The sequence below is a fragment of the Mesorhizobium sp. M0166 genome, from assembly GCF_040322255.1.
GTDB lineage: Bacteria > Pseudomonadota > Alphaproteobacteria > Rhizobiales > Rhizobiaceae > Mesorhizobium.
The window spans coordinates 223,416-247,605 of sequence record NZ_JAMYTD010000002.1 but is presented as its reverse complement, the minus strand read 5'-3'; the positions used below and the strand labels follow the sequence as shown (position 1 = coordinate 247,605).

20 protein-coding genes are annotated in these 24,190 nt (G+C 60.4%); 12 read left to right on the top strand and 8 right to left on the bottom strand.

Annotation, left to right across the window (positions count from 1 at the left end; all coding sequences use genetic code 11):
- Positions 1 to 182 precede the first annotated feature (182 nt).
- The 6 genes from NKJ46_RS03565 to NKJ46_RS03540 all read left to right on the top strand — a co-directional run bounded on the left by NKJ46_RS03565 (position 183) and on the right by NKJ46_RS03540 (position 7,143).
- Entirely contained in the window at positions 183 to 1,109 is a 927-nt protein-coding gene (locus NKJ46_RS03565) for an ArsR/SmtB family transcription factor (protein ID WP_352661965.1), read from the top strand.
- A 184-nt stretch (positions 1,110 to 1,293) separates the two neighbouring features.
- Positions 1,294 to 2,805 (top strand): arabinosylfuranosidase ArfA, encoded by a 1,512-nt coding sequence (gene arfA / locus NKJ46_RS03560; protein ID WP_352661962.1) that lies wholly within the window; start codon positions 1,294 to 1,296, stop codon positions 2,803 to 2,805.
- Positions 2,806 to 2,854: 49 nt separating this feature from the next.
- Positions 2,855 to 3,946 carry an ABC transporter ATP-binding protein gene (locus NKJ46_RS03555; RefSeq protein ID WP_352661959.1) on the top strand — a complete coding sequence of 364 codons (1,092 nt, stop codon included), beginning with the start codon at positions 2,855 to 2,857 and terminating at the stop codon, positions 3,944 to 3,946.
- 19 nt (positions 3,947 to 3,965) lie between these two features.
- On the top strand, positions 3,966 to 4,883 hold the full coding sequence (locus tag NKJ46_RS03550; protein ID WP_502903356.1) for a carbohydrate ABC transporter permease: 918 nt from the start codon (positions 3,966 to 3,968) through the stop codon (positions 4,881 to 4,883).
- A complete protein-coding gene (locus tag NKJ46_RS03545; RefSeq protein WP_292653774.1) occupies positions 4,880 to 5,728 on the top strand; it encodes a carbohydrate ABC transporter permease in 849 nt (282 codons plus the stop codon). The genes NKJ46_RS03550 and NKJ46_RS03545 overlap by 4 nt, the downstream gene beginning before the upstream one ends.
- 95 nt (positions 5,729 to 5,823) lie before the next feature.
- Positions 5,824 to 7,143, top strand: coding sequence for an ABC transporter substrate-binding protein (locus tag NKJ46_RS03540; protein WP_352661953.1), 1,320 nt, complete (start codon positions 5,824 to 5,826; stop codon positions 7,141 to 7,143).
- 182 nt (positions 7,144 to 7,325) lie between these two features.
- Here the strand turns inward: NKJ46_RS03540 and minE are convergent, their stop codons facing one another.
- The 3 genes from minE to minC are packed head-to-tail and all read right to left on the bottom strand — an operon-like array spanning position 7,326 to position 9,150.
- Positions 7,326 to 7,598, bottom strand: coding sequence for a cell division topological specificity factor MinE (gene minE, locus NKJ46_RS03535; RefSeq protein WP_352661950.1), 273 nt, complete (start codon positions 7,596 to 7,598; stop codon positions 7,326 to 7,328).
- Positions 7,595 to 8,410 carry a septum site-determining protein MinD gene (minD, locus tag NKJ46_RS03530; RefSeq protein WP_352661947.1) on the bottom strand — a complete coding sequence of 272 codons (816 nt, stop codon included), beginning with the start codon at positions 8,408 to 8,410 and terminating at the stop codon, positions 7,595 to 7,597. Before minD ends, minE begins: the two co-directional genes overlap by 4 nt.
- A gap of 20 nt (positions 8,411 to 8,430) precedes the next feature.
- Complete coding sequence (minC, locus tag NKJ46_RS03525; RefSeq protein WP_352661944.1) at positions 8,431 to 9,150, bottom strand: septum site-determining protein MinC; 720 nt, start codon at positions 9,148 to 9,150, stop codon at positions 8,431 to 8,433.
- Between the two features lie 238 nt (positions 9,151 to 9,388).
- Between minC and NKJ46_RS03520 the strand changes: the two genes are divergently transcribed.
- The gene (locus tag NKJ46_RS03520) at positions 9,389 to 10,249 is read left to right on the top strand and encodes an alpha/beta hydrolase (protein ID WP_352661941.1); all 861 of its coding nucleotides are present in this window, start codon (positions 9,389 to 9,391) and stop codon (positions 10,247 to 10,249) included.
- Between the two features lie 93 nt (positions 10,250 to 10,342).
- Here NKJ46_RS03520 and NKJ46_RS03515 read toward each other — a convergent pair whose 3' ends face one another.
- Positions 10,343 to 11,449 carry a glycosyltransferase gene (locus NKJ46_RS03515; RefSeq protein WP_352661938.1) on the bottom strand — a complete coding sequence of 369 codons (1,107 nt, stop codon included), beginning with the start codon at positions 11,447 to 11,449 and terminating at the stop codon, positions 10,343 to 10,345.
- A 10-nt stretch (positions 11,450 to 11,459) separates the two neighbouring features.
- Positions 11,460 to 13,010, bottom strand: a complete 1,551-nt coding sequence (locus NKJ46_RS03510) for a GumC family protein (RefSeq protein ID WP_352661935.1) — start codon at positions 13,008 to 13,010, stop codon at positions 11,460 to 11,462.
- A gap of 171 nt (positions 13,011 to 13,181) precedes the next feature.
- Between NKJ46_RS03510 and NKJ46_RS03505 the strand changes: the two genes are divergently transcribed.
- Positions 13,182 to 14,459: a VpsF family polysaccharide biosynthesis protein gene (locus NKJ46_RS03505; RefSeq protein WP_352661932.1), complete on the top strand. Its 1,278-nt coding sequence runs from the start codon at positions 13,182 to 13,184 to the stop codon at positions 14,457 to 14,459.
- Between the two features lie 18 nt (positions 14,460 to 14,477).
- On the opposite strand, the gene NKJ46_RS03500 is transcribed toward NKJ46_RS03505, so the two are convergent.
- A complete protein-coding gene (locus NKJ46_RS03500; RefSeq protein ID WP_352661929.1) occupies positions 14,478 to 15,920 on the bottom strand; it encodes a glucosamine inositolphosphorylceramide transferase family protein in 1,443 nt (480 codons plus the stop codon).
- A 201-nt stretch (positions 15,921 to 16,121) separates the two neighbouring features.
- Here NKJ46_RS03500 and wecB point away from each other — a divergent pair, with 201 nt between their 5' ends.
- The 3 genes from wecB to NKJ46_RS03485 are packed head-to-tail and all read left to right on the top strand — an operon-like array spanning position 16,122 to position 19,400.
- Complete coding sequence (gene wecB, locus NKJ46_RS03495) at positions 16,122 to 17,276, top strand: non-hydrolyzing UDP-N-acetylglucosamine 2-epimerase (RefSeq protein WP_352661926.1); 1,155 nt, start codon at positions 16,122 to 16,124, stop codon at positions 17,274 to 17,276.
- Positions 17,269 to 18,600 (top strand): UDP-N-acetyl-D-mannosamine dehydrogenase, encoded by a 1,332-nt coding sequence (gene wecC, locus NKJ46_RS03490; RefSeq protein ID WP_352541698.1) that lies wholly within the window; start codon positions 17,269 to 17,271, stop codon positions 18,598 to 18,600. The genes wecB and wecC overlap by 8 nt, the downstream gene beginning before the upstream one ends.
- Positions 18,597 to 19,400, top strand: coding sequence for a WecB/TagA/CpsF family glycosyltransferase (locus NKJ46_RS03485; RefSeq protein WP_352661923.1), 804 nt, complete (start codon positions 18,597 to 18,599; stop codon positions 19,398 to 19,400). The genes wecC and NKJ46_RS03485 overlap by 4 nt, the downstream gene beginning before the upstream one ends.
- A gap of 44 nt (positions 19,401 to 19,444) precedes the next feature.
- On the opposite strand, the gene NKJ46_RS03480 is transcribed toward NKJ46_RS03485, so the two are convergent.
- Positions 19,445 to 20,884, bottom strand: a complete 1,440-nt coding sequence (locus NKJ46_RS03480) for a lipopolysaccharide biosynthesis protein (RefSeq protein ID WP_352661920.1) — start codon at positions 20,882 to 20,884, stop codon at positions 19,445 to 19,447.
- 169 nt (positions 20,885 to 21,053) lie between these two features.
- Here NKJ46_RS03480 and NKJ46_RS03475 point away from each other — a divergent pair, with 169 nt between their 5' ends.
- Positions 21,054 to 22,172 carry a glycosyltransferase family 4 protein gene (locus tag NKJ46_RS03475; protein WP_352661917.1) on the top strand — a complete coding sequence of 373 codons (1,119 nt, stop codon included), beginning with the start codon at positions 21,054 to 21,056 and terminating at the stop codon, positions 22,170 to 22,172.
- On the opposite strand, the gene asnB is transcribed toward NKJ46_RS03475, so the two are convergent.
- Positions 22,146 to 24,071, bottom strand: coding sequence for an asparagine synthase (glutamine-hydrolyzing) (gene asnB / locus NKJ46_RS03470; protein WP_352661914.1), 1,926 nt, complete (start codon positions 24,069 to 24,071; stop codon positions 22,146 to 22,148). The two genes, NKJ46_RS03475 and asnB, sit on opposite strands and share 27 nt — an antisense overlap.
- Positions 24,072 to 24,190: the final 119 nt, after the last annotated feature.

Below are 24,190 nucleotides of genomic sequence, written 5' to 3'. Positions count from 1 at the left end.
GGCGTTCAGGTGTCCACTCTGCATATGGCTCCTGCACAAATTCTGTGCAGGGCCACCGTACGACCACCGGCCTTGCTGGATTCAACAAATTGCTCGGCGTCCTGCCTGCGCATTGATTAAATCAGATATCCCGATATACAGGATAATTTCGGATATAGATTTTGCATAGGTCGGGCAATTTCATGAGTCGCAATTTTCTGGTGATAGAACCTGAGGAAGGCATTGCGGTGCTCAAGGGGCTTGCCTCCTCGGCGCGGATCTCGATGCTGAAACTGCTGCATGAGAAGGGGCCGATGAATGTCAACGAAATCGCCGCCGTGCTGTCGCTGCCGCAGTCGACCGTCTCAACCAACATCCAGGTGCTGGAGGATGCGGGGCTGATCCGCACCGAGAACCTGAAAGCGAAGAAGGGCAGTCAGAAAATCTGTTATCCGACGGCCGAAGAAGTGCTCGTCGTGTTCAAGAGCGAATATCGTGCGGTCAAGAACGACGCGATCGAAGTGTCGATGCCGATCGGGCTTTACACCAGCTTCGAGGTTACCGCACCCTGCGGCCTTTGCTCGCCGGACGGCATCATCGGCCTGCTAGATGTTCCCAACACTTTCCTCGATCCGGACCGCATGAAAGCCGGTCTGCTATGGTTCACGCGCGGTTTTGTCGAATACCAGTTCCCCAACAATGCCAAGCTCGCCAATGCCGAGATCACCGGACTCGAAGTGGCGATAGAGCTGTCCTCGGAAGTGCCGGGCACCAGCGCCGATTGGCCCTCGGACATCACGCTGACGATCAATGGCGTCGATGTCGGCACCTGGACGTCGCCAGGGGATTTCGGCGACAAGCGCGGCGTCTTCACGCCCTCCTGGTGGAAGCTCAAGGGCTCGCAATACGGCAAGCTGAAGAACTGGCGAATTGCCAATGACGGCACCTATGTCGACGGCCTCAGGATTTCAGAAACCGGCCTCGCCGCACTCGATCTGAAGAGCCATCATTCAATCCGCGTCCGTATCGGCGTCAAGGACGACGCCAAGCGCCCCGGCGGGATCAACATTTTCGGCAAGGGCTTTGGAAATTACGATCAGGACATCCTGCTCAGGATCAAAACTGGTTGATATCATGAAACCGGGTTCTGAAGATAACGCAGCAATTTCAACTAGCTGGCTTTCTGCCGTGCCAAAGCGTTCGTCTAATTGTCCTACATTTGGGTATTTTGGCTTGACGAAGGGCTGCCAATCCCGCTTTGATATCGGGCAAGATGATTTAAATCATCGTTTGTGATATCGATGGGAGGAATGCATGAAGGCAGCCGTTACGGCTCATCCGCATTATGTTGTCTCGGAAATCGATCCGAGGCTCTACGGATCCTTCATCGAGCATCTGGGGCGAGCAGTTTACACCGGCATCTACGAGCCGGGCCATCCGACAGCGGATGCCAACGGCATGAGGCAGGACGTCATCGATCTCGTCAGGGAACTCAATGTTCCGATCGTCCGCTATCCCGGCGGCAATTTCGTCTCGGCCTACAATTGGGAAGACGGCATTGGCCCCAAGGAACAGCGCCCGGTCCGCCTCGACCTCGCCTGGCACACATCGGAAAGCAACGAAGTCGGCCTGCATGAATTTGCCGATTGGTGCACCTCCGCCAACACCGAGATGATGCTTGCCGTCAATCTCGGCTCGCGCGGCCTAGACGAAGCCCGCAACCTGCTGGAGTACGCCAACCATCCCGGCGGCAGCAAATGGAGCGACAGGCGCATCGCCAACGGCCGCAAGGAGCCCTTCGACGTCAAGCTCTGGTGCCTCGGCAATGAAATGGATGGCCCCTGGCAGATCGGCCACAAGACCGCGGATGAGTATGGCCGCCTGGCGCATGAGACGGCCAAGGCCATGCGCGCCTTCTCCAAGTCACTCGAGCTGGTGGTCTGCGGCTCTTCGAATGCCAAGATGCCGACCTACCCTGAATGGGAAGCGACGGTTCTCGACCATACCTACAACGAGGTCGACTACATCTCGCTGCACATGTATTTCGATAACGAAGCCAACGACGCTCCGAACTATCTCGCGATGAGCGAAAAGCTCGACGACTACATTGTCTCGGTGGCCGGCGTCATCGACTATATCAAGGCCAAGAAGCGCTCCAACAAGCAGGTCTACATCTCGTTCGACGAATGGAACGTCTGGTACCATTCCAAGGAGCAGGACAGGAAGATACTCGGCGGCAGCAACGGCTGGCCGTTCGCCCCGCCGTTGCTCGAAGACATCTATAATTTCGAGGATGTGCTGCAGGTCGGCCTGATCCTCAACACCTTCATCCGCCGTTCCGATGTCGTCAAGATCGCCTGCCTGGCACAACTGATCAATGTCATCGCGCCGATCATGACCGTTCCGAATGGCCCGGCATGGCGGCAGACGATTTTTTATCCCTATCTGTTTGCTTCTAACTATGGCCGCGGCAATGCGCTGGATCTCAAGGTGGAAAGCCCGACCTACAAATCCAGCGTTGCGGGCGACGTCGCCTATGTCGACGTTGCCGGCGTGCACGACAGGCAAACCGGCCACGTCACCTTCTTCGCCGTCAACCGCCATTCGAGCGAGGCAATCGAAACAGTGGTCGACCTCACCGGCTTCGGCGCGGCGGAGATCGTCGATCACCAGGTGATGGCACACGCCGATCTGAAAGCCGTCAATTCGGCCGAAAACCCTGGCAATGTCGGCCCCAGGAAAGGTGAGGGCGCCTCGCTCGCCGGCGGCAAGCTGAGCCTGTCGCTGCCGGCGTATTCCTACCAGGTCATACGCCTGAGGCTCTGAGTTCAGGCGGATCATCGAGAAAGCGCAAACGCTGAGGAGGAGCGTCGACGTGACGGCCGATATCGAGATCAGGAACGTGAGCAAGCAGTTCGGTGCCATGACGGTGCTGGACCATCTGTCGCTCTCCATAAGGGCACGCGAATTCATCGTGTTCCTGGGCCCGTCCGGCTGCGGAAAATCGACGCTTCTTCGAATGATCGCCGGGCTCGAAGCTGTCGATAGCGGCGAGATTGCCATCAACAACGAGCGCATCGATCATTTGCCGCCGGGCAAGCGCGGCATTGCGATGGTGTTCCAATCCTATGCGCTTTATCCGCATATGACGGTGCGCGACAACATGGCCTTCGGCCTTGCGAATATCGGCGTACCAGGCAAGGTCATCGAGGCGCGCATCAATGAAGCCGCCCGCATCCTGGAAATGCCGCATCTGCTCGATCGCAAGCCGGGCCAGCTCTCCGGCGGTCAGCGCCAGCGCGTCGCCATCGGCCGTGCGATCGTCAAGGAGCCGAAGGCCTTTCTGTTCGACGAGCCGCTCTCCAATCTCGATGCGGCGTTGCGCACCCGTACCCGCATCGAGCTTGCCCAGCTTCACCAGCGGCTGCAATCGACGATGATCTTCGTCACCCACGACCAGGTCGAGGCAATGACGCTCGCCGACCGCATTGTCGTCATGAACAATCGCAAGATCGACCAGATCGGTACCCCGATGGAGATCTACGAGCGCCCGGCGACCAAATTCGTCGCGGGTTTCGTCGGCGCGCCGGCGATGAACTTCGTCGATGCGACACTCGACAGATCGGGCAAGAACGCCACGGCCAGCTTTGCGGACGGCATATCGGTGCAGACCGAGATCGCCTCCAGCCAATTGACCGACGGCAAGTACACTTTCGGCATCCGTTCTGAAGACGTGCGCATCGTTGCCGCCGGGCAGGGCAATGCCGACGGCGTCGTCGATGTGCTCGAGCGGCTCGGCGAACGCACCCTGATCTACGCGCGGCTGGGCGATGGCCAGCAGATCGTCGGCTCGGATGCCGGCAACAGCCGCGTCGCCGTCGGCGACAGAATCGGGCTCGCCTTTGACGGCCAGAAATCGCATCTGTTCAACGAGACCGGCCGCGCCTGGCATGCGAGGGAGGCCTGAGATGGCTGACCGGCTGGCGATGTCCCCGACCGCGACGCTGGCTGTCGGCGTCAGAGCCCGTACTGCCGACATCTATGCGCCGCAATGGCGAAACTTCATTTTCGTTGCGCCATTCTTGTTCTTCTTCACCACGCTGCTGCTCTTCCCGCTGCTCTGGGGGATGTGGCTGAGTTTCCACAAGGCCGACACGTTCTCGTCCGGAAATTTTGTCGGTCTCGGCAATTATGCCAGGCTGTATCACGACAAGGTTTTCCTGCAATCGATCTGGAACACCTTCTATTTCGTGCTTCTGACGGTACCGACGCTGGCGCTGATCGGCCTTTTCCTGGCGCTTTGCCTCAACCGCCGCACGCGCACTGCGGCGGTTTTGCGGACGCTGTTCTTTTCCTCGTCGGTGCTGTCGGTCACCATCGTCACGCTGATCTGGCGCATCGTCTTCATTCCGAATGTCGGCCTGTTGTCGACGATCTACGGATGGTTCGGCGCGACCGCACCGGCCTTCATTTCCGATCCCAGCCTGGCGATGATCGGCATCGCCATTGCCACCGTCTGGTGGTGCATCGGCCTGCCGATGATGCTCTTTCTCTCGGCGCTGCAGCAGATTCCACAGGATATTTATGAGGCGGCAGCCCTGGACAATGCCAATCGCTGGCAGACGCTACGCTCGATCACGCTGCCGTCGATCAAGCGGACCTTCATCCTGGTGATCATCATCCAGATCGTGCTGCAATTTCAGCTGTTCGGCCAAGCCTGGCTGATGACGCGCGGCGGTCCGAACAACCTGACCAAGCCGATCGTGCTCTACATCTACGATACCGCATTCCGTCGCTGGGATCTCGGCCTGGGCGCCGCTGCATCGGAAATCCTGTTCATCCTCATCCTGATTGCGGCCATGGCCCAGTACCTGGTGACACGCAGCAGGGGAGACCAGGCATGAGCGCTCCAGCCACTTCCATCAAGGGACGGGCATTTGGCGACCATGTGCTATTAGCCCTCGTCATCCTGCTTTCGATCGTCATGATCGCGCCGGTTCTGTGGGTGATCGGCCTGTCGCTCAAGGACAATGCCGAGTTGATGGCCGATCCGAATTCGGTGTTTCACGCGCCTTATACGCTGAAGAATTATATCAACACCGTCGGCACCTCGTCGGTGTTCATCTGGGTGCGCAACAGCATCATCGTCTCGGGCGGATTGACGCTCGGCACGTTGATCCTGTCGTCGCTCGCCGGCTACGGCTTTGCACGGCTGAATTTCCCCGGCCGAGACGTGCTGTTCGTGATTGTGCTGTTCGGCCTGGCGGTCCCGGAGCAGGCCGTGCTCGTCGCCCGCCACCAGATCTTCAGCATGCTGAAGTTCCACAACACCTATCAAGGGCTCATCCTGCCGGGCCTTTCGGCTCCGTTCGGTGTCTTCCTGATGACCCAGTATTTCAAGGCCATCCCGAAGGAGCTGGACGAAGCCGCCATGCTCGATAACGCCAGCCGGCTCAGGATTTTCTGGAAGGTGCTTCTGCCGCTCACGCTGCCTGCGCAGGCAACGCTCGGCATCTTCACCTTTCTCGGCGCCTGGAACGATTACTTCTGGCCGCTGATTTCGGCGACGAGGAAGGACATGTTCACGCTGACGGTCGGCATGGCCTCGACCCAGACCAATTTCGCCCAGTCCGAAGGCATCGGCTTCCTGATGGCGCAGGCGGTGTTTGCCGGTGCACCGATCCTGATCGTCTACCTGTTCTTCCAGAAATACATCGTCACGGCGGTCTCCGGCGCTGCGGTGAGATAACGAAGATTGCCTGACGGCCGGGGGGAATGCGCAGCAATTGAAGCACGAAAGCCAATCCAGGGTGGAGCGGCGGAAACTCAGTAGGAGGAACTGATATGAAACTGAAGAAAATACTGTTTGCCGCAGTTTCTGCGGGCGCAATGATGCTCGCAGCTCCAAGCTTCGCCGCCACGGAACTGAGCGTGCAGCGCTTTTTCGGCGCCTGCGATGCCGATTTCGGCACCAACACCGATCCCACCAAGGCCGTTGGCGAATGCGGCATCATCACCTCGCTGATCAACAAGTTCAATGCCGACAATCCCGATGTTCACGTCAACGTCACCACCGTGGAATGGCCCGGCTATGATCAGCTGACCGCGCAGTTCGCTTCAGGTGACGCTCCGGACATCGTCACGATCCATGAATCCGTACTGTCGGATTATCAGTCGAAGGGCCTGTTGATGCCGCTCGACGATCTCTTGAAGTCGGTCGGTGTGACACCCGACGCCTTCACCGACGCAGCGCACAATGGCGCCACCAAAGACGGCAAGATCTATGGCCTGCCGATCGACAGCTGGACGATGCTCTATCACGTCAACATGGATCTTTTCAAACAAGCCGGCCTCGTCAATGCCGATGGCACGCCGATTTTTCCAAAGTCGCCCGAGGAACTGCTCGCCCAGGCCGAACAGTTCAAGCAGAAGACGGGCAAGCCTTATTTCGTCCAGAACCTGGCCAATGAGACTGCACTCTACACACGCAACCTCTACACCTATCTTTTCCAGCAGGATTCCGATTTCTTCGCCGATCCGAAGCATGTGAAGTTGAATACACCGGAAGCCAAGAAGGTCGTCGAGCTGTACAAGGCGATCTTCGATAAGGGTTACACCACCAAGGATCTCGACTATGGCGGCTCGATCAACGCCTTCCTTGCCGGCGAGGGTGGCGTCCACCTCAACGGCACCTGGGTGGTGGGCGACTACAACGCCCAGTCCGAGACCAAGGGAACGGCGCTCAACAAGGGCGGCTATGCGGTCTATCCGTATCCGCAGCTGTTTGGCGGCACCCACGCGCAGTATGCCGACGGCCACACCTGGGCCGTTTCGCAGAAAGACCGCACGCCTGAACAGGTCGCGGCCATCGGCAAATTCCTGAAGTTCTTCGCCGACAACGACTTCGAATGGTCGCGTACCGGCCACCTGCCGGCCTATAAGGCCGTCATCACCTCGGACGCCTTCAAGGCCCTGCCGCATCGCAACACGATCTCTGCGGTCGCCGACCTCGGCAAGCCGCTGCCGTCCGCCGTACAGCGTCAGTTTGCGATCCAGGACATCATCGGCGAAGAGATGAGCGCAGCAATCAGTGGCCAGAAGGACGTCGACACCGCCCTTGCCGACATGGAAAGCCGCGTCAACGAATTGCTCGCCAACATCTGATCACGGGTTTCGAAAGGCCCTCCCAAAGCGCCCCGCGGCTGGAAACGGCCGCGGGGTTTTGGTGAGGAAATGGTTATTATCCTCGAGTTGCGCGACTTGCCGGTGGCAACCGGCTCAAGCACGCCAACCACGGCGCCGCAACCTCGGCAGCAGCCGACGCAAGCCCTGCCTGGAAGATTCCGTTAGAATGCCGCGGCCATGGGCATTGCGACCTTGTTGGGGATCTGGATGTCGATCTCCAATCTCGACGTCGTTTCGCCGTGATCCATGCTCACCTGCAGGAAATTCTGGTCGACCTGAACATGCCGGGCGATCACCGCCATGATCTCCTCGCGCAACACGGAGACGAGATCGGGCTGGTTGCGGCTGCGGCGCTCGTAAGCCAACAGCAGTTGCAAGCGCTCGCGCGCCACCGGCGCGCTGCCGCGGCGCTTGAAGATATCGAGCAGGTTCATGCTGCCCTCCTTCCCAACAGCCGGTCGAGAAGGCCCCTCCGCTCGAAAGGCAGAATGACCGGCAGGTCCTCGCCCTCGAGTCTTCGTGCCGCGTCGATATAGGCGCGTGCGGCGGGGTTGGTGTTTTCGCTGAGCGTAACCGGCGCGCCCACATTGGATGCGCGCAGCACGTCCTGGCTCTCGGGAATTATTCCCAGCAGAGGCGTCGACAGAATCTCGAGCACGTCATCGATGCTGAGCATCTCGCCGCGGGCAGCGCGCGCAGCGTCGTAGCGCGTGACGAGCACGTGTTTGGCAATCGATTCACCTTGCTCGGCTTTCATCGTCCTGGAGTCGAGCAGGCCGATGATGCGATCGGAATCGCGGACCGAGCTCACCTCCGGGTTGGTGACGATTACCGCCTCGTCGGCAAAGCGCATGGCAAGTTGCGCGCCCCGCTCTATGCCGGCCGGGCTGTCGCAGAAGACGTAGTCGAAAACCGATCGCAGCTTGTCGATGACATCGGCGACGCCGTCCTCGGTGAGGGCATCCTTGTCGCGCGTTTGCGAGGCGGGCAGCAGGAACAGCGTTTCGAGTCGTTTGTCACGGATCAGCGCCTGCGAGAGTTTGGCGGTTCCCTGAATGACGTTGACGATATCGAAAACAACGCGCCGCTCGGCACCCATGATCAGATCGAGGTTGCGCAGGCCGACGTCGAAATCGACGAGGGCCACTCGCTTGCCGGTTTTCGCGACCGCGGCGCCGAGAGCGGCCGTCGAGGTCGTCTTGCCGACACCCCCCTTGCCGGATGTGACAACCACTACCTTGCCCATAATTTGTGCCTCCAATGTTGTTAGTTGAGCGGTGCGACGCAAAGTGCGCCGTCCTCGAGAAAGGCCTGTACCGGCCTTCCTCGCGAGGAGGCGTCCATTTCCTCGGCGGTGCGGTACCAGCCGTCTACCGCCAGAAGTTCGGCTTCGTTTTTCCGGCAAAAGATGCGAGCCGCGGAATTTCCCGTGGCGCCGGCGAACGCACGTCCACGCAGCGTGCCGTAGACGTGGATCGATCCTCCGGCGATGATCTCGGATCCGGAACTGACAGAGCCGACAATGACCACATCGCCATCGGGGTGAAAGATCGACTGGCCGGAGCGGATCGGTGCCTTGATCATCAATGAGTTCGGCGCCTGCGGCTCTTCCGTCTTGGCCTCAGCGGCGGCCTTCGGGTCCGGCTGCACGTAAAGCGCATCAGCGGTGGCCTCCTTGGCGCCAACCAGGAGCGGCGGCAGATCGGCATCGAGAGCAACATTACCATCGGCCTCGATCGCGTAAATGCGAATCCCGCGCTCCGCGAGCTGTGAGACCAGATCCCGCATCTCGCCCACCTCGGGCTTGAGCATATTCAGATCGAGCACGACTGGACGGCCGGCAAAGAAGCCGGGAGAGTTTTCGGTCCAGTGATCGAGGCTTTGCAGCCATTCCCCTAACGGGGCCTCAGGGGTGAGGGTGAAGGCTACGAACGAGCGCGCTCGAAAGCGTATGGACTTGTTTTGGATGGGAGCGACGCAGGTCACAGAGGCGAGTCCTTACTGATTGGTTAAGGCTAGCCGGGCATGGTTAACGAAAAGTTAATGGCGGCTTCCCGAGGCGTTGGCGGAGGCATTCTTTTTGCCTCCGATCGTCCCGCCTGCGCCCTGCTTCCGGTGCACGACGAGGTCCTCCTCGCGGCTGCCTGGAGGCGTCTCCAGTTCACGAGGTCGGCCGACCGGTATATTGTTGCCGGAATGCCGGGCGTATTAAGGAGTTATCGATTTGACAAGCGTTGCGAGGGGGTCTGTCGCGGATCGCGGTCGCGCTACCTATGACCTTGGCGCGACCGCCATCTTTGCTTCCAAATCAGACCCGCGCTTTCATTATTGCCTGTATGTCCCTCCCGCAGTGGGGGAAGGGGCCAAAGTCGATCTGATGGTCGCCATCCATGGCACCGGCCGCACCTCTTTTCTTGGATTCCGCGACGCGTTTTCCGAGTTCGGACGCTGGAACGGCTGCGCCGTTTTGTGTCCGCTGTTTCCCATCGGCGTTCTCGGCGATGATGCCCGCAGCGGGTACAAATATATCCTCGAGGGCAACATACGCTACGATCAGGTGCTGCTCGCCATGGTTGAGGAGGTCAGCGCCAAATACAGTCAGGATTGGAGCCGCTTTGCCATGTTCGGATTTTCCGGCGGCGGGCATTTCACGCATCGTTTTGCTATCCTGCATCCCGACAGGCTCTGGGCGGCCTCAATCGGTGCGCCAGGCTCGGTGACCTTGCTCGATCCGACGCGTGACTGGTGGGTGGGCATTCGCGATCTGCCGGAGAAGTTCGGCACCACCTTCGATGCCGCAGCGCTGGCAAAAGTGCCTTTCCAGATGATCGTCGGCGACGCTGACCTGGAGACTTGGGAAATCACTCATGTCCAAGGCAGCACCCATTGGATGCCGGGCGCCAACGATGCGGGGCTAACACGGCCGGAACGCCTCATGGCATTGTGTCGATCGTTCGAGGAGGCGGGTGCGCGCGTGCGCTTCGATTTGCTGCCAGGCATATCTCATGAACGGGATGCGGTTCTCGATTCGGTCAAGGATTTCCTCGCCCAACAGCTCAAGGAACGACGGAACGCCTCACCATGAATCGTTGCGCCCCGGCCCGTGAAGATTTTGCGGCGATCAACACTCGACCACGTAGATCGCATCCAACCGCGACCCTGCTGCCGTGACCGACAACTAGAGCAACGCTTCGTACTGATCGCCAATCTTTTCGACTGCGAAATCCGCCGCCCTGCTTTTCAGCACGGCAGCAGGGGTGGGGTGGTCCAGCATCTCGGCCATCGCCTTCGCCAGGGCCGCGGCGTCACCGACCGGCACCAAGGTGCCGAAGCGGCCGTCACCGAGTATTTCGCGCGGGCCATGCGGAGCATCGGTAGAGATTATGGGGACACCTGCAGCCATGGCCTCGACCAACACGTTGCCAAAGCCTTCGCTGGTGGATGTAAGGACGAACAGATCGGTTGCGGCATAGCAGGCTGCGGGATCGTTGACGTAGCCGGCAAAGAGCACGTGCGCGCCGATGCCGGTCTCTTCGGCATAGGCGTGCAATTCGGCAGCCAGCGGACCTTCGCCGAAGATGACAAGCCGGGCAGGGCGGCGGGCACGCAGGGCAGCGAAGGCCCGCAGCAAAGTCCGGTGGTCCTTGACCGGCACCAGGCGCCCGGCGGTGGCGATGACCGGGCCATCGCCCATTGCCGCCAACGCTGCCTGCCAGGCATAGGAAATCCCCTGCGGTGATTCAGCCGGCGACAGCGGGTTGTTGATGACGACGACCCTGGATTCGGGGAAACCGCGGGCGATGATGTCACGGCCGACACCCGCCGAAACGGCGATGGCTTTGGTTGTACGCGCTGCAACCAGCGCGGAAAGCCAGATCGCCAGCCTCGCGCCGAGGCCGCTGGCAGGCAGCGAGGCGGCGGCGTGGAAGCTTGGAAAGAATTTTGCCCGGCTTCTAGCCAGCATGAGTGACAGCGCCATCACCAGATTGGCGAATTCCGGGGCGCTATAGACCGCATCAGGGTCAAGGTGGCGGAACAAATTTGCGCTTCGCACTATGCCTTTCAGCGTCGCCGACTTGGCGTAACCCTCGCCGCGCAAGAGAAGGCCGAAGTCGACCAGATGCACGGCGGCGGAGCGCAGCGCGGCGTTAGGGCCTTCCGCGTTCCAGGTAAAAAGCGTGACCTCGTGGCCACGCGACGCCAGTTCATTTGCCATCAGGACGAAGACACGTTCGGCGCCGCCGCCCCTCAGGCTGGCGATGTGGAAAACGATGCGCTTCGCCATGCCCTGTGCTTCAGGCTCGGCTGGCGGCAAGGCCTGATCGGTTCGGCGGCCGGCGCATGTCGCGGATGATGCCCATGCCGATGGCCAGCAGCATGCCCAGGGCAAAGCCTGCGAACGCTCCTGCGCCTGCCACCAGGGAAGGCCGCGGTGGCCATGAGCGCCCTGGTGGCGGCACCGCGGTCGAAATCACCTGTACGTTTGTGGTGTCGATCTGCTCGCGCTCGCTGATTTGGCGCGCACGTGACAGGAAGCTCTCATAGACGGCTCTCTTGGAGGCGGCATCGCGTTCAAGTTCACGCAGGGCGACTTCGGACTCGCTGTCGGTGAAAACATTGCTTTTCAGATCGTTCATCCTGGCGTTGAGAGAAGCCAACGAGGCCCTGGCCTTGTCCAGGCTGGCCTTTGCCGTGCCGACGGTGCGGGAGAACTCGGCCCGGAGTTGCGAGTTGACGGTCTCGAGTTCCGTCCTGAGTCTCACAATCGTCGGGTGGCGCGGACCGAAGGTCATTGACTGTGAGTCGATCTGCTGCCGCAGGCTGTTTGACCTGTCGCGCAGCGCTGCGAGTGCCTCCGAAACCGTGGGGTCGGGATTGGCTCCATTGATACCGGAGGCAACCAGGGCGTCATAGCTTGCCTGCGCGGCGATGACGCGCGATTGCGCATCGACGATTTCGCCATTGAGCTGCGTCAGCGTCTGCGAACTGACGAGTTGGCCGTTGCTGGACGACAGGTTGTGGCTGCGCCTGTAGCTCTCGACCTTCTCTTCGGCAGCCTGCACGTCGCTCTTGAGTTGGCCAAGCCGGCTGTCAAGGGCAGCCGCGGCACGGCTGGCGCCGGCAGCTTCGGCCTTGGCCAATTCTTCCTGGAAGTTTTTGACTATGGCCTGCGAGATCAGGATCGCCTTGGCGGTGGTTTCCGCAGATACCGAGAGGGTTGTGACAAACGAGGTCGGGTCCGCGATGGCGCCTACCCGATCCGCCAGGTTCTTCAAGGCGATGAGCCTCGGGTCGGGCTTCGCCACAGCGCCGGACGAGGATGTGCTCCGGTCCGGATCGAAAAACTCCGGATCGTGAGTCAGATTCAGTTCGTCCACCACACGGGAAAGCACGTTGCCCGAGGTCAGGATGCGCTGCTTGCTGCGCGTGCTGAGCAACTGGCTATCGACCTGACCCGGTTGCGAGTAGAGGTCGTTTTCCACAACCTGCAAATTGGATGGGTTGATGAGGACCTCCGTCGTGACGGTGTAACGCTGTTTACTGAGCAACGCATAAGCACCGCCGACAATGCCGCCGATTACCGCCAGCATCAACGCCAGGGCGAGGCCGGCCCGCAGCCAGACGAACAGGCGTCGAAAATCGAGCTCGAGGAAATCGCCGATCTTGTCCAGTGTCACCGTCGCGACTGGCTCTGGAGCTTGCGGCGTCACCGGCGCGGAGCTTGGCGCCGCGACCGGGCCACGCTGTTGCAGCATTGCCCTGCGCCGTGCATTGGCGATACGCTCGAATGCACTGTTGTTGGAAGCCGTCGCGGGGATAGGGGGTGTGCCGGAACCGGCAGACATGGTGACAACCCTTGTTAAATCATTACGCTTGGCCTGCTCTACAGAAACATCGTTAACATCTTATTTTCCAAGTTGGCCCATTTTACTGTTCATACACCCCGTCCGTCCGGCGGACGTTGAAGGGATTTCGTTGCCCAGAATGCCGTTCGAATATCGCCATTTGGATGGGCCATGAGCTATCCCGCTGCCGCTTCGGAACGAGTGTTGTCCAGCCGAGCGCGCCGTCAGAACGCGCTGTCGCTGCTGTTTTTCCTGTGCGCGGCGTTCGCGCTCCTGCTTCGCTTTACGGTGTCGCCGCAGGTGATGAACATGGTCGTCGACTATACGGCCCAGGGAGGCTCGTTCTACGAAAAGCTGCATTTCGGCACCTATGCGATCATCCTGCTGCTTCCTGTCGTTCTTTTCAGCCGACCGTTTCTGCTGCACGGCGATGAAATTGGAATATTCAAGGCGTTGATCCGCTATTCGGTGCTGATGTTCGCGCTGGTGCCTTATCTGTTCGTTACCGGCCGTGCGGGCTCCTCCGGCTTCATCATCGATACCTATCTGGTGGCCGGCGCCACAGGCCTGTTGATGCTGGCATTGAATGCAGAGGTGCGGCGGGCGTTGGGAGACGTCGTGCTTGGAATGGCGGTCCTGAGCGCTGTCATCGGCACCATCGAGGCGGTGACTCAACATCGGTTGTTGCCCTATGGCTTGAACGAACTGCAATTCAGGCCAACTGGCCTGTCGTCCCATCCGCTGGCACTGGGCGCGCTCTGCGCCACAAGCATTGGATTCGTGCCGCTGACGCACTGGCGCATCTGGATGCGGGTGATGGCGATCTTCCTGTTATTCATCGGTTGCGCTGCGTCAGGCGCTCGCGCTGCGCTGATGCTCGCCACGGCGGAAATCCTCATTCTGCTACTGTTCGTGCCCTGGCCGGGCCTATCGCTCAAATACGAGCGGCAGGCCAAATTTTTCGTACTGATGTTCACCGTCGCCGGTGGCGCGGTGCTCGTAGCTGTACTGTTTGCGGGCGGTCTGCTGAATCGATTCAGCAACACCATCTTCGACGAAAACTTCATGGCCCGGGTGACCATTTACCAGGTATTCGGACTAGTCAGCTGGAACGACATCCTGTTCGGCATGAACGTTGACGACCTGCTGGCGATCGTCAGGCAGAAGCTGCATCTGCCCTACATCGAAAGCGCGCCTGTGGTAATTATCTTGCTCTTCGGCCTGCCCATAGCCCTGCTGTTTACAGCGCTGATATTCTGGTTTGTCTTCCGGCTGCTGCGCGGGGCGCCGCTGCCCGCATGGATCGGCACCATAACGTTCTTGCTTGCCGCGCTGTCGAACAACGCGCTTTCGTCAAAAACGCCGGACATGACGATCATCGTGGTGTTGCTGCTTGCCTACAGGGACCAGTCTTCGGTCGCTGCATTGAAGCCGACTGAGATCCGTTAAGCCCGGACCCCAAACCGGTCAGCCGGCGCTATCCACAACCTCGACACGGCCCGCGCGATTGAGCGTGTGAATGCCGGACCGAGCCCATGCCGGCCCGGGATCGATTGGCTGGGGCAGTTCGAAACGGACGTCGAAATTATCAAGCCGATCCAGTCGCATCAAGCCCAGACCACCGCCATAGGCTCTCAAGCCGTTTTGCACCGGTAGCAGCAAAGCGTCGCCCTGGCGGATAAAAGCGCCGCCCGGTCGAGTGGCGGAGTGATCGACTGCGACCGGATTGAGCGCGTGCGCAGCCCAGGGCCCACGCAGCGCCGGAGCGGAATAGACGGCCATCGTGTCGGACGCGCTGCCGTGACCGAACCGCTCGGTCCCCAACAGCCAGAAGCGGCCGTCGGATTCGAGCAGCGTAGCGTCGTTGAAATCCCTGTCCGTCATCAGCACCGTATCGCGCACCCAGTGATCCGGAAACTGCACCGCACGGTAGAGCACCAGTTCTCGCGCCGCAGCGCTTTCAGGGATCATGAAAATCTCGCCGGAGTGAGCGAACACCTGCGGATATGACAGGTGATGCGCTTCCTCCAGCACCAGTTTCGGCACGCTGAAAGTGCCGTCGGTGCTAAGTTCGGCGACAGAAATCACGCCGCGGCCGGTGGCGTAGGGAAACTCCTCGACAAAAAGATAGTGACGGCCGTCGCGCTCGAGAACGAACGGGTCGGCGTAGAATCGCTGCCCGTCATCGGCAAGCACGGTGAACGGCTTGCCATCCAGCTGTCCGGTTTCGGCGACACCTGGACCGTCGATCAGCCGGTAAGCGACCTGCCAATAGAAGGGGCGCCGGCCACGTCGCAGTTTTTGCACGGCGCGGTCGAGCAATCCCCTGCCGAAAAAGGGCAGATAATACCTGACAAAACCGCCTTTCTTCAGGGGCGGCGCCGGGCTCTCGGCAATCGGCGCAAGTTTGCCCGTCGAAAAGCGGGCGACACATTGGGCAATCAGGGAGATGGCGCCGGCGAGCAGGTCATTGCTGGTTCGGGACAGCCAGAGCCGATCGCTGATCATCGGCCGCGCCCTGGCGACGGCAACGCCGTCGAGGCGCGCGGTGAGTTCTGGCAAACGCCCGCTCGCCAGCATCTCGGTCATGCCCGCGGCAAAGCTGCTATGGCCGCAAAATTCGAGCGTCAGGACAGGCGTGCCCCGTCGTGCGGCGGTAGCGGTGAGATCGACTATAAGATCGACTGGACCGGTATCGCCTGACGGCAGCGGCCCGGAACGGCTTGCCAGTGAGGGGCCGAAGCGCCGGCCCTCGAGCGCCAGCACATTATCCATCCCGCGCGCATTGGGTTCAGGCGCCGCCGCGCGGCAACTCGAAACCGCATGTCCAGCCGCACTCAACCGCGCCAGAAGCTCATTCTCCCAGCGCCGGGATGCGTCGGCGTGGCCGATGATTAAAATATTAGTCAATCCAATATATTCTTTTTCAAGACTACCGCCATAGACTACTTGTCAGCCCAACCTTTCACAAGAGTTAAGCCGGGAGAACGCGGCCTTGGTTATTAATCATATATTAAGAATTGAGATCACGAAGGCGCTTCCCGGCGCTATTATGGCTCTTGCGGGCAATAGTCGGCATGTCCCGAAGGCTGCAGGCAACCAGGATCAGCAATGAACGTCCTTTCACGTCCAAAACTGCCCTCCAGGCAGAAACTGCTGATCGTGTTCGGCACGAGACCGGAGGCACTCAAATGCTTTCCAGTGGCGCGCGCCGCCCTTGCTCATCCAGGCTTCATCACCGAAATATGCATCACCGCCCAGCATCGTGAAATGGTCGACCAGGTTGTCGAGCTGACCGGTCTGCCTGTGCACCACGATCTCAACATCATGCAACCCGGCCAGTCGCTGTTCGACGTGACCTCGCGCGTGCTCCTGGGCATGGCCGAGGTGCTGGACAAGGCGAAGCCCGATATCGTCATGGTGCAGGGCGACACCACCACGGCAATGGCCGCGGCCCTGGCTGCCTTCTACAAGCGTATCCCGGTCGCTCATGTCGAAGCAGGATTGCGCAGCCACAACATCAACTCGCCGTTTCCTGAAGAACTGAACCGCAAGATTGCCGGCGACATCGCCACCTGGCATTTTGCGCCGACCGTTCAGGCACGCGACAATCTCATCGCCGAAGGAAAGGCCGAAAGCACCATCTTCGTGACCGGTAACACGGTGATCGACACGCTGTTGCATTTTTCAAGCGCGATCGATGCCGACAGGCTGATGAACGCGAAGCTCGCTGCCCGCTTCCCCTTCCTCGACCCTTCCAAGAAAATGATCCTCGTCACCGGCCATCGCCGCGAGAATTTCGACGGCGGCATCCAGCGCATCTGTACGGCGTTGAAGGGATTGGCGGCGCGCGGAGACGTGCAGATCGTCTACCCTGTCCATCCAAACCCCAATGTGCGCTCGGTGGTCAACGCAGAGCTGGAAGGCGTGCCGAACGTCCATCTGGTCGAGCCGCAGGACTATCTACCGTTCCTGTACCTGCAGAAGCAGAGCTATCTGGTGCTTACCGATAGCGGCGGCGTGCAGGAAGAAGCGCCTTCGCTCGGCAAGCCGGTGCTGGTGATGCGCGAAAATACCGAGCGACCCGAGGGGATCGTGGCCGGCACCGCCCGTCTTGTCGGCACCGATGTCGAGAAAATCCTGTTAAACGCCAATCGCCTGCTCGACGATCAGGCTGCCTATCGCGGCATGGCGGAACGACACAACCCATATGGCGATGGCCGGGCCAGTAACCGGATTGTTGAGGAACTGCTGCACCATGGCTGAAATCAAAACCGTTTCCGTAATCGGCATGGGCTATATCGGCCTGCCGACCTGCGCCATTTTCGCCAGCCGCGGGCTCAACGTCATTGGCGTCGATGTCAACGGAGCGGTGGTCGAGAAGGTCAATCGCGGCGAAATCCACATCGTCGAGCCGGACCTTGACGGTCTGATCCAGAAGGTCGTGGCGAACGGCAAGCTCATGGCCTACAGCACGCCGCAGCCGGCGGACGCCTATATCATCGCCGTGCCGACCCCGATGACCCACGATCATAAGCCGGACGTGACCTACGTGCTCGCGGCGGCACGAAGCATCGCCCCGGTGCTGAAGCGGGGAGACCTTGTGGTGTTGGAATCGACGTCGCCGGTGGGAACCACGCGTATCATGACCGGCCTGCTTGCCGAGTTGCGGCCCGATCTCAAATTTCCTGTCCAGCATGGCGAAGACGCCGATGTGCTGGTTGCCTATTCGCCCGAGCGCGTGCTGCCGGGAAAGGTGCTGACCGAGCTGATCAACAACGATCGCTCGATCGGCGGATTGTCCCGCAAATCGTCGGAACGGACCGCGGCACTCTATTCGACCTTCGTCACCGGCGACCTGTTCATGACAACGGCCGAAAGTGCTGAGCTGGTGAAATTGACTGAGAACGCGTTCCGCGACGTCAATATCGCCTTTGCCAACGAGCTTGCCGCAGTATGTCAGGATCTCTCGCTCAACGTATGGGAAGTGATCGACCTCGCCAATCGGCACCCTCGCGTGAATATCCTTCAGCCGAGTCCGGGCGTTGGCGGTCACTGCATTGCGGTTGATCCATATTTTATCATCGACGCTGCACCCAACAGCACACGGCTGATGGCTTCGGCACGCCGGATCAATTCCGAGCGGCCCATGTCGGTGGTCAGGGATATCGAGGCCTTGCTCGACCCCTCCCGCAAACAGACGATCGCCTGTCTTGGCCTCAGCTTCAAAGCCAACATCGACGATTTGCGCGAGAGCCCGGCCGTCGAGGTGGTGAAGCTTCTGTCCGATATCCCGAATGTGAAGATCATTGCGGCTGAACCCAACACAAATGCGCTGCCGCATGAGCTCGAGGGCAGGGGCATCGTGTTCACCGACGCACTTTCGGCCATCGACAAATCCGATATCGTCGTCCTCCTGGTCGACCATCGGCAGTTCAATCTGGTCGACCCCGAGGCGCTCAAGGACAAGAAGCTCGTCGATACGAGGGGCCTGTGGACGTGGCGCAAGGCACGCAAGCCGGACGCCCGCATCGAAGGCAAGAAACCAGAGGTCGCACAAGTGACGCTTGCAAGGGAGCAGGCCGCATGAACGCGCACGCCCCGGCATGGGCGCAGCATTCCCTGTTGGCGTCACGGCGCCGGGAGTTCCTTGGCGCACCTATCCATGCGCTGACCATGGCAGAGACGCTGGCCATCGCCGACGAGGCGATGACCCTGCGGCGGCCGCTGCATCATGTGGTCGTGAACGTCGCCAAGCTGGTGACCATGCGCCAGAATGCCGAACTACGCGAGGACGTGGCCGGGGCGGACGTTGTCAATGTCGACGGCATCGGCGTGCTTTGGGGTGCACGTCTGTGCGGTGTCGCGCTGCCCGAGCGGGTGGCGGGCGTCGACATCATGATCAATCTGCTAAGCCTCTGCGCAAAGCGTGGATTTAGGCCGTATCTGCTGGGGGCCGAACAGCACGTTCTCGACGCGGTTGTAGCGAGACTTGCCAAAGACCATCCGAGTCTCAGTATAGCGGGAATGCGCAACGGCTATTTCAAGCCGGAGGACGAGGCCGGGATCGTCGCGGCGATCAACGCCTCGGACGCCGACTGCCTGCTGGTGGCCATGCCGACACCGCGCAAGGAACGCTTTCTCAAACGCTACCGCGGTGAACTCGCCTCAAGCTTCGTGATGGGCGTGGGCGGCAGTTTCGACGTCTATGGCGGCAAGGTTGCCCGTGCGCCGAAGCTGATACAAGCGGCCGGCCTGGAGTGGCTGTTCCGCGTCGTCCAGGAGCCGCGACGCTTGTGGCGCCGCTACTACGACACCAACACTGCCTATGCCGGGCTGCTGTGCCGGGAGTTCTGGGAGCGTCGCTGGCGCCGAAACGCCGGTTTATAAGTTCGCTTTCCCACAAATAGGGCCGTTGGCCTTGGACTTCGGCCCTACGCGATCCGTAGCCGCGCGCGCAGCTGGGCGACGAATTGCGTCGCTGCCACAGGGTGGAACAACGAGGTCAGCCCGAAGAAAACCGCAGCACCGGCAGTGCCGCCGGCGACAAGCGAGAAGATCGCCGGCAAGTCGCCCACCACCATGCTGGCAAGCTTGGCGGCCAGCCCCGTGCTGAGCGAGATGATCACCGAAACACCGATGTCGCGCCACGGCACCGGCACCGGTGTGAGCCGCTCGCTGATGATAATGCAGGTTATGGAGCCCACCACCGAGCCGCCCGCTAGCGCCAAAGCGGCGCCGATCTCCGCCATCGGGGGAATCAACAGCAGGGACAATGCGATTGTTGCCACCGAACCGAAGAGATTGGCGATGATCAGCAGCCACGGCCGCTTGTGCGCGTGCACCACGACGCCATAGACGAAGCTGGTGAGGTTGGCGCACAGCACGCTGAAGGCAATGATCGGAAACAGCAGGCCAAAGCGGCCGTGGTATTGCGAAGGCAGCATGAGCGCGGTGATATCGCTGCTGAGCGCGACCAGCATCGCTGCAATCGGCAGGCAAAGCCGCATCATCAGCGCCATCAGTTGCGACAGCAGCCGGCCCGACGCCGCGGGCCCATCCTCGTCGAACCGGCTGACCACCTCCGGAAAGGCGCCCATGTTGATGGCGTTGGCGACCATGTCGATCGGCTGGCGGGCCAGCGCATAGGCTGCTGCGAAGATCGCCACAGCGCTGGCATCGTAATAGATCTTGAGGAACAGACGCTCCGCGCTGTTGAGCCCGAAGCCAACCAGCGCCATGATGATCAGCGGTACACCGAGCGCAAAGAAGTCCCTGTGGGTGAAACGCGGCGGACCGGTAACGAGCCGTCGCGATGCCATGATGCCCGCCACGATGCCGGCAATCAAGGCGCCGAGGCTCGAGCCCAGCGATACCGTCAGAAAGCTATCCTGGAAGACAAGGATGGCGCCGATCGGCAATGCGAGTTGCAGCAGGGCACGCAGGGCTTCTAGCATCGAATAGACCGAATGGCGCTGCTGCATCTGCAGCACCGTCAACGCGAAGCGGCTGATGGATCCGGCGACCAGATAGCCGCAGACCGCGATCGCGAACTCGACCCAGCGTTCCGGCACGATCACCGCCGACGCGCCTACCGATATGACCAGCGCCAGGGCCGTAGTGGCAAGCAACACCTGCCCGGCCAGCATCAGGCTGCCGCGGCTGACTTCGCCCTTGCCCCCAAGCCTGAGCAAGGCGATGCGCAGCCAGTTGGTGACGGCAATGTCGGTCATTTCACCGACGGTCACCACCAAGGTGAGCAGGCCGTACTCGGTCTGGTCGATCAGACGCGTCACGACGACCAGCAGGAGCAGCGCTGAAATTCGCGTCAGCAGGATCGCCGGGGCATAAATGAGCGTGGAACGAAGCAGCAAGGGCGTGTCCCTGGAAAACTCACCTTCGACTAGCCGCCGACTGGCGGAAAATCCAGCGCGATGACGGCGAAGGGTGAACAGATTCAGTTTGAACTAAAAGATTTGCCGTAAACCTTATCGGGAACGTTTGCTTTGCAGTTACCCGGTCTGTGTTATTTAGAGTACCATCATGTTGCAGCGCCTCATATCCGATCGAAAAATACATGTCCTGGTCGCGACGCCGTCGGGCGTTTCGGGGCAGGGCGGCATCGACCGCATCATGGGGGCGCTGAAGCAGGAGTTCGAACGGCAAGAAATCGCCGACATCGATGTGTGCTTCCTTGCCAGTCGTGGCCCGGGGCATGTCGGACTTTCGATCTTCTATATGCTCGGCTTTTGCTTACGGATGCTTAAGGCGCGTCTGGCTGGACGCGCCGATGTCATTCATATCAACATCTCAGTTTCCGGCAGCACCTACCGCAAGATGGTGATCGCCGCCTGTGCACGGCTGCTGTCGATACCTTATGTCCTGCATTTGCACGGGGCGCAGTATCAGACATTCTGGAAAGCCGACCGCGGTTTCGTAAGCCGCCGTATCAAAGCTCTGTTCGAGCATGCCGATCGGGTGATCGTCTTGGGCAGGCTTTGGCGCGATTTCGTCGCCAGCCGGGCGCCGGGCGCTGCCGGCAATATCGTGATCGTGCCCAATGCGACCGAAGTCCCGTCGCTGGCGCATGTCGGCGGCGGCGACCATGTGCATATCCTGTTCCTGGGCCGGATCGGCGACCGCAAGGGCGTACCGCAATTGCTGGAGGCACTGCACCGCATGAGCCCTGCCAAGAATTGGCGCGCGACGATTGCCGGCGATGGCGAAGTCGAGGCGGCTCGGACAAAATCAGCCGCGCTGGGGATTGCAGACCGGATCGCCTTTCCGGGTTGGGTGGGACCTGACGATGTCGCATCGCTGATTTCTTCGGCCGATATTCTGGTTCTTCCCTCCTTCGCCGAAAATCTGCCGATGTCGGTGATCGAAGGCATGGCAGCCGGTTTGGCGGTGGTGGCGACCCCGGTTGGCGCCGTCGAAGACATAATCACCGACGGGCAATCCGGGCTGCTGGTGCCGCCAGGCGATGTTACAGCGTTGACCGAGGCGCTGAGCCGCCTTGCGGAAAACCCGGCACTGAGGGCAAGGCTTGGTGCCGGTGCCATGGCCGTGCATCGGGAACGGCTTGAACTCGCCCCGTTTGTCGGCGCAATCTGCGATGTTTGGCGGTCGGCGGCGTCAAGCCGTCAACCGGTCAAGCGCTGAGGCCGACGATCGCGGCGGCGCTTCCAGCCTGAATTCGCGGTGGAATATCTCCAAATTCAACAGCGCCCATATCAGCTTTTCGTGGTCGGCGGCACGCGTGGTGTGTTCCGAGACGATTTGATCAAGCTGCTTCGGACTCAGATAGCTGCGAATGACGGAGTGAGGCGAGCAAAGATGGTCATGCACGTAGTTCCTCATCGATCCGCGAAACCATTCGGCGACCGGTACCTTGAACCCGACCTTGCGGCGGCTGAGAATTTCCTCCGGGAGGATATTGGCCATGCTGTCGCGCAGGATCTGCTTGCTGTGCAACCAACCCAGCCTGTAGCGATCGGGCAATTTGCTGACGAATGAAACCAGGTCGCGATCGAGGAACGGCATTCTTCCTTCGATTGAACCGGCCATCATCATGTGGTCGCCTCGTTCCAGGAGATTGTCGGGCAGCCACGATGTCTGATCGAAAAACAGCACGCGGCGAAGATGGGAAGCCGTGGCGCTTGACGAGAACGGAAAGTCGTTGCGCTCATAACGGCGATTTGCGGACGCACCGATCAGCCAAGCGCGCTGCTGCGCCGAAACGGCTCCAAACCAGGAGACCATCCGGGCGGCAAAGTCCCTGTCGCCCGCGGTGCGGGCAAACGTATCGACCTTGGCCGACGCGCCCGGCATGGCGCGTACCAAAGGGGAAAGGACGTTGTCGTGCAGCGAGGCTGGAACAAGCGACTGGTAGATCCCGGCCAGTGATTCCGCGCGATGCTTGGGATAGCCGCCGAGAATCTCGTCGGCTCCTTCTCCGCTGAGCACCATCTTGACGTCCTGGGAGGCGCGCTCCGACATCAGGTAAATTGGAATATCGCTGCTTTGCGAAACAGGTGCGCCGCGTTGGCGAACCATCGCCGGCAGGTGATCCATCAGATCGCCTGGCTGGATGACAAGTTCGCAATGATCGGTCTTGAAATGATCCGCAACGCGCCGGGCGAATGCAAGTTCGCTATAGGCTGCGTCGTCGAACCCGACGGAAAACGTGCGAATAGGTGTGGCGCTGTGCCTCGCCATCAGGGCGACGATAGCCGAGGAGTCGAGTCCTCCGGAGAGGAAGGCCCCAAAAGGTGCGTCGCTGCGCATCCTGATCTCGACGGAATGGTCGAGCAGTTCCAGAAATCGCCGCTTGGCGGTTTTTCCGTCGATTCGCTCGGTCAGGGCCGCCTGGTCCGGAGGCGTATAGTAGCGCGTTTCCTTGACTACCCCTTGCGACCAAACAGCATAGCTTCCGGGATTGAGCTTGCGGATCTGTTTAAAAAGCGTGCGTGGTCCCGGCACATAACGCCAGCTCAGATACTCGTGCACGGCATCCAGATCGAGTTGCTGCGCATCTTGCTGCGACGACAACAATGCGCTGATCTCCGAGGCAAACAGCAGCAGTTTTTCGCTTTGCATGAGGTAAAGCGGCTTTTCCCCGAAAGGATCCCGGGCGAGGATCAATTCCTGCCTCTGAGCATCCCAGAGTGCAAAGGCGAACATGCCGCTCAGCCGGTCGAACATGGACAAGTGCCATTGATCGTAGGCTCGGAGCAGCACCTCGGTATCGGAGCGCGTTCGAAAATGATGGCCAAGGCCGATCAGTTCCTGGCGAAGCTCGATGTAGTTATATATCTCGCCGTTGAAAATTATTTTGAGACGACCGTCCTCAATCTGCATCGGTTGATTCGACTCAGGCGCCAAGTCAATAATCGCCAGGCGGCGATGGACCAATGCCAGTTGTTGCTCGCCGGTATTCAGGTCCAATATCTCGGTGCCTTCGGCATCGGGACCGCGATGCCGCAATGCGTTTGACATTCTGGCGGCCTGCTCTTGTGGATTATCGGCCCTTCGACCGATCCATCCGGCAATTCCACACATTGTTCCCCCTAGGCGCGCATTCCTCCACTCCAGTACAACAAATGTGTTAAACACTTCGTGCCAACACAACCCAACCGGGAGAAAGCTGCAACAGGCCCGTTCCTCGATCGGGCCCGGCG

Bases quoted from the DNA above. Each gene is read 5' to 3' on its own strand.
- NKJ46_RS03565 (WP_352661965.1), top strand. From the start codon at position 183: ATGAGTCGCAATTTTCTGGTGATAGAACCTGAGGAAGGCATTGCGGTG.
- arfA (WP_352661962.1), top strand. From the start codon at position 1,294: ATGAAGGCAGCCGTTACGGCTCATCCGCATTATGTTGTCTCGGAAATC.
- NKJ46_RS03550 (WP_502903356.1), top strand. From the start codon at position 3,966: ATGTCCCCGACCGCGACGCTGGCTGTCGGCGTCAGAGCCCGTACTGCC.
- NKJ46_RS03545 (WP_292653774.1), top strand. From the start codon at position 4,880: ATGAGCGCTCCAGCCACTTCCATCAAGGGACGGGCATTTGGCGACCAT.
- NKJ46_RS03540 (WP_352661953.1), top strand. From the start codon at position 5,824: ATGAAACTGAAGAAAATACTGTTTGCCGCAGTTTCTGCGGGCGCAATG.
- minE (WP_352661950.1), bottom strand. From the start codon at position 7,598: ATGAACCTGCTCGATATCTTCAAGCGCCGCGGCAGCGCGCCGGTGGCG.
- minD (WP_352661947.1), bottom strand. From the start codon at position 8,410: ATGGGCAAGGTAGTGGTTGTCACATCCGGCAAGGGGGGTGTCGGCAAG.
- NKJ46_RS03515 (WP_352661938.1), bottom strand. From the start codon at position 11,449: ATGGCGAAGCGCATCGTTTTCCACATCGCCAGCCTGAGGGGCGGCGGC.
- NKJ46_RS03510 (WP_352661935.1), bottom strand. From the start codon at position 13,010: ATGTCTGCCGGTTCCGGCACACCCCCTATCCCCGCGACGGCTTCCAAC.
- NKJ46_RS03505 (WP_352661932.1), top strand. From the start codon at position 13,182: ATGAGCTATCCCGCTGCCGCTTCGGAACGAGTGTTGTCCAGCCGAGCG.
- wecB (WP_352661926.1), top strand. From the start codon at position 16,122: ATGAACGTCCTTTCACGTCCAAAACTGCCCTCCAGGCAGAAACTGCTG.
- wecC (WP_352541698.1), top strand. From the start codon at position 17,269: ATGGCTGAAATCAAAACCGTTTCCGTAATCGGCATGGGCTATATCGGC.
- NKJ46_RS03485 (WP_352661923.1), top strand. From the start codon at position 18,597: ATGAACGCGCACGCCCCGGCATGGGCGCAGCATTCCCTGTTGGCGTCA.
- NKJ46_RS03475 (WP_352661917.1), top strand. From the start codon at position 21,054: ATGTTGCAGCGCCTCATATCCGATCGAAAAATACATGTCCTGGTCGCG.
- asnB (WP_352661914.1), bottom strand. From the start codon at position 24,071: ATGTGTGGAATTGCCGGATGGATCGGTCGAAGGGCCGATAATCCACAA.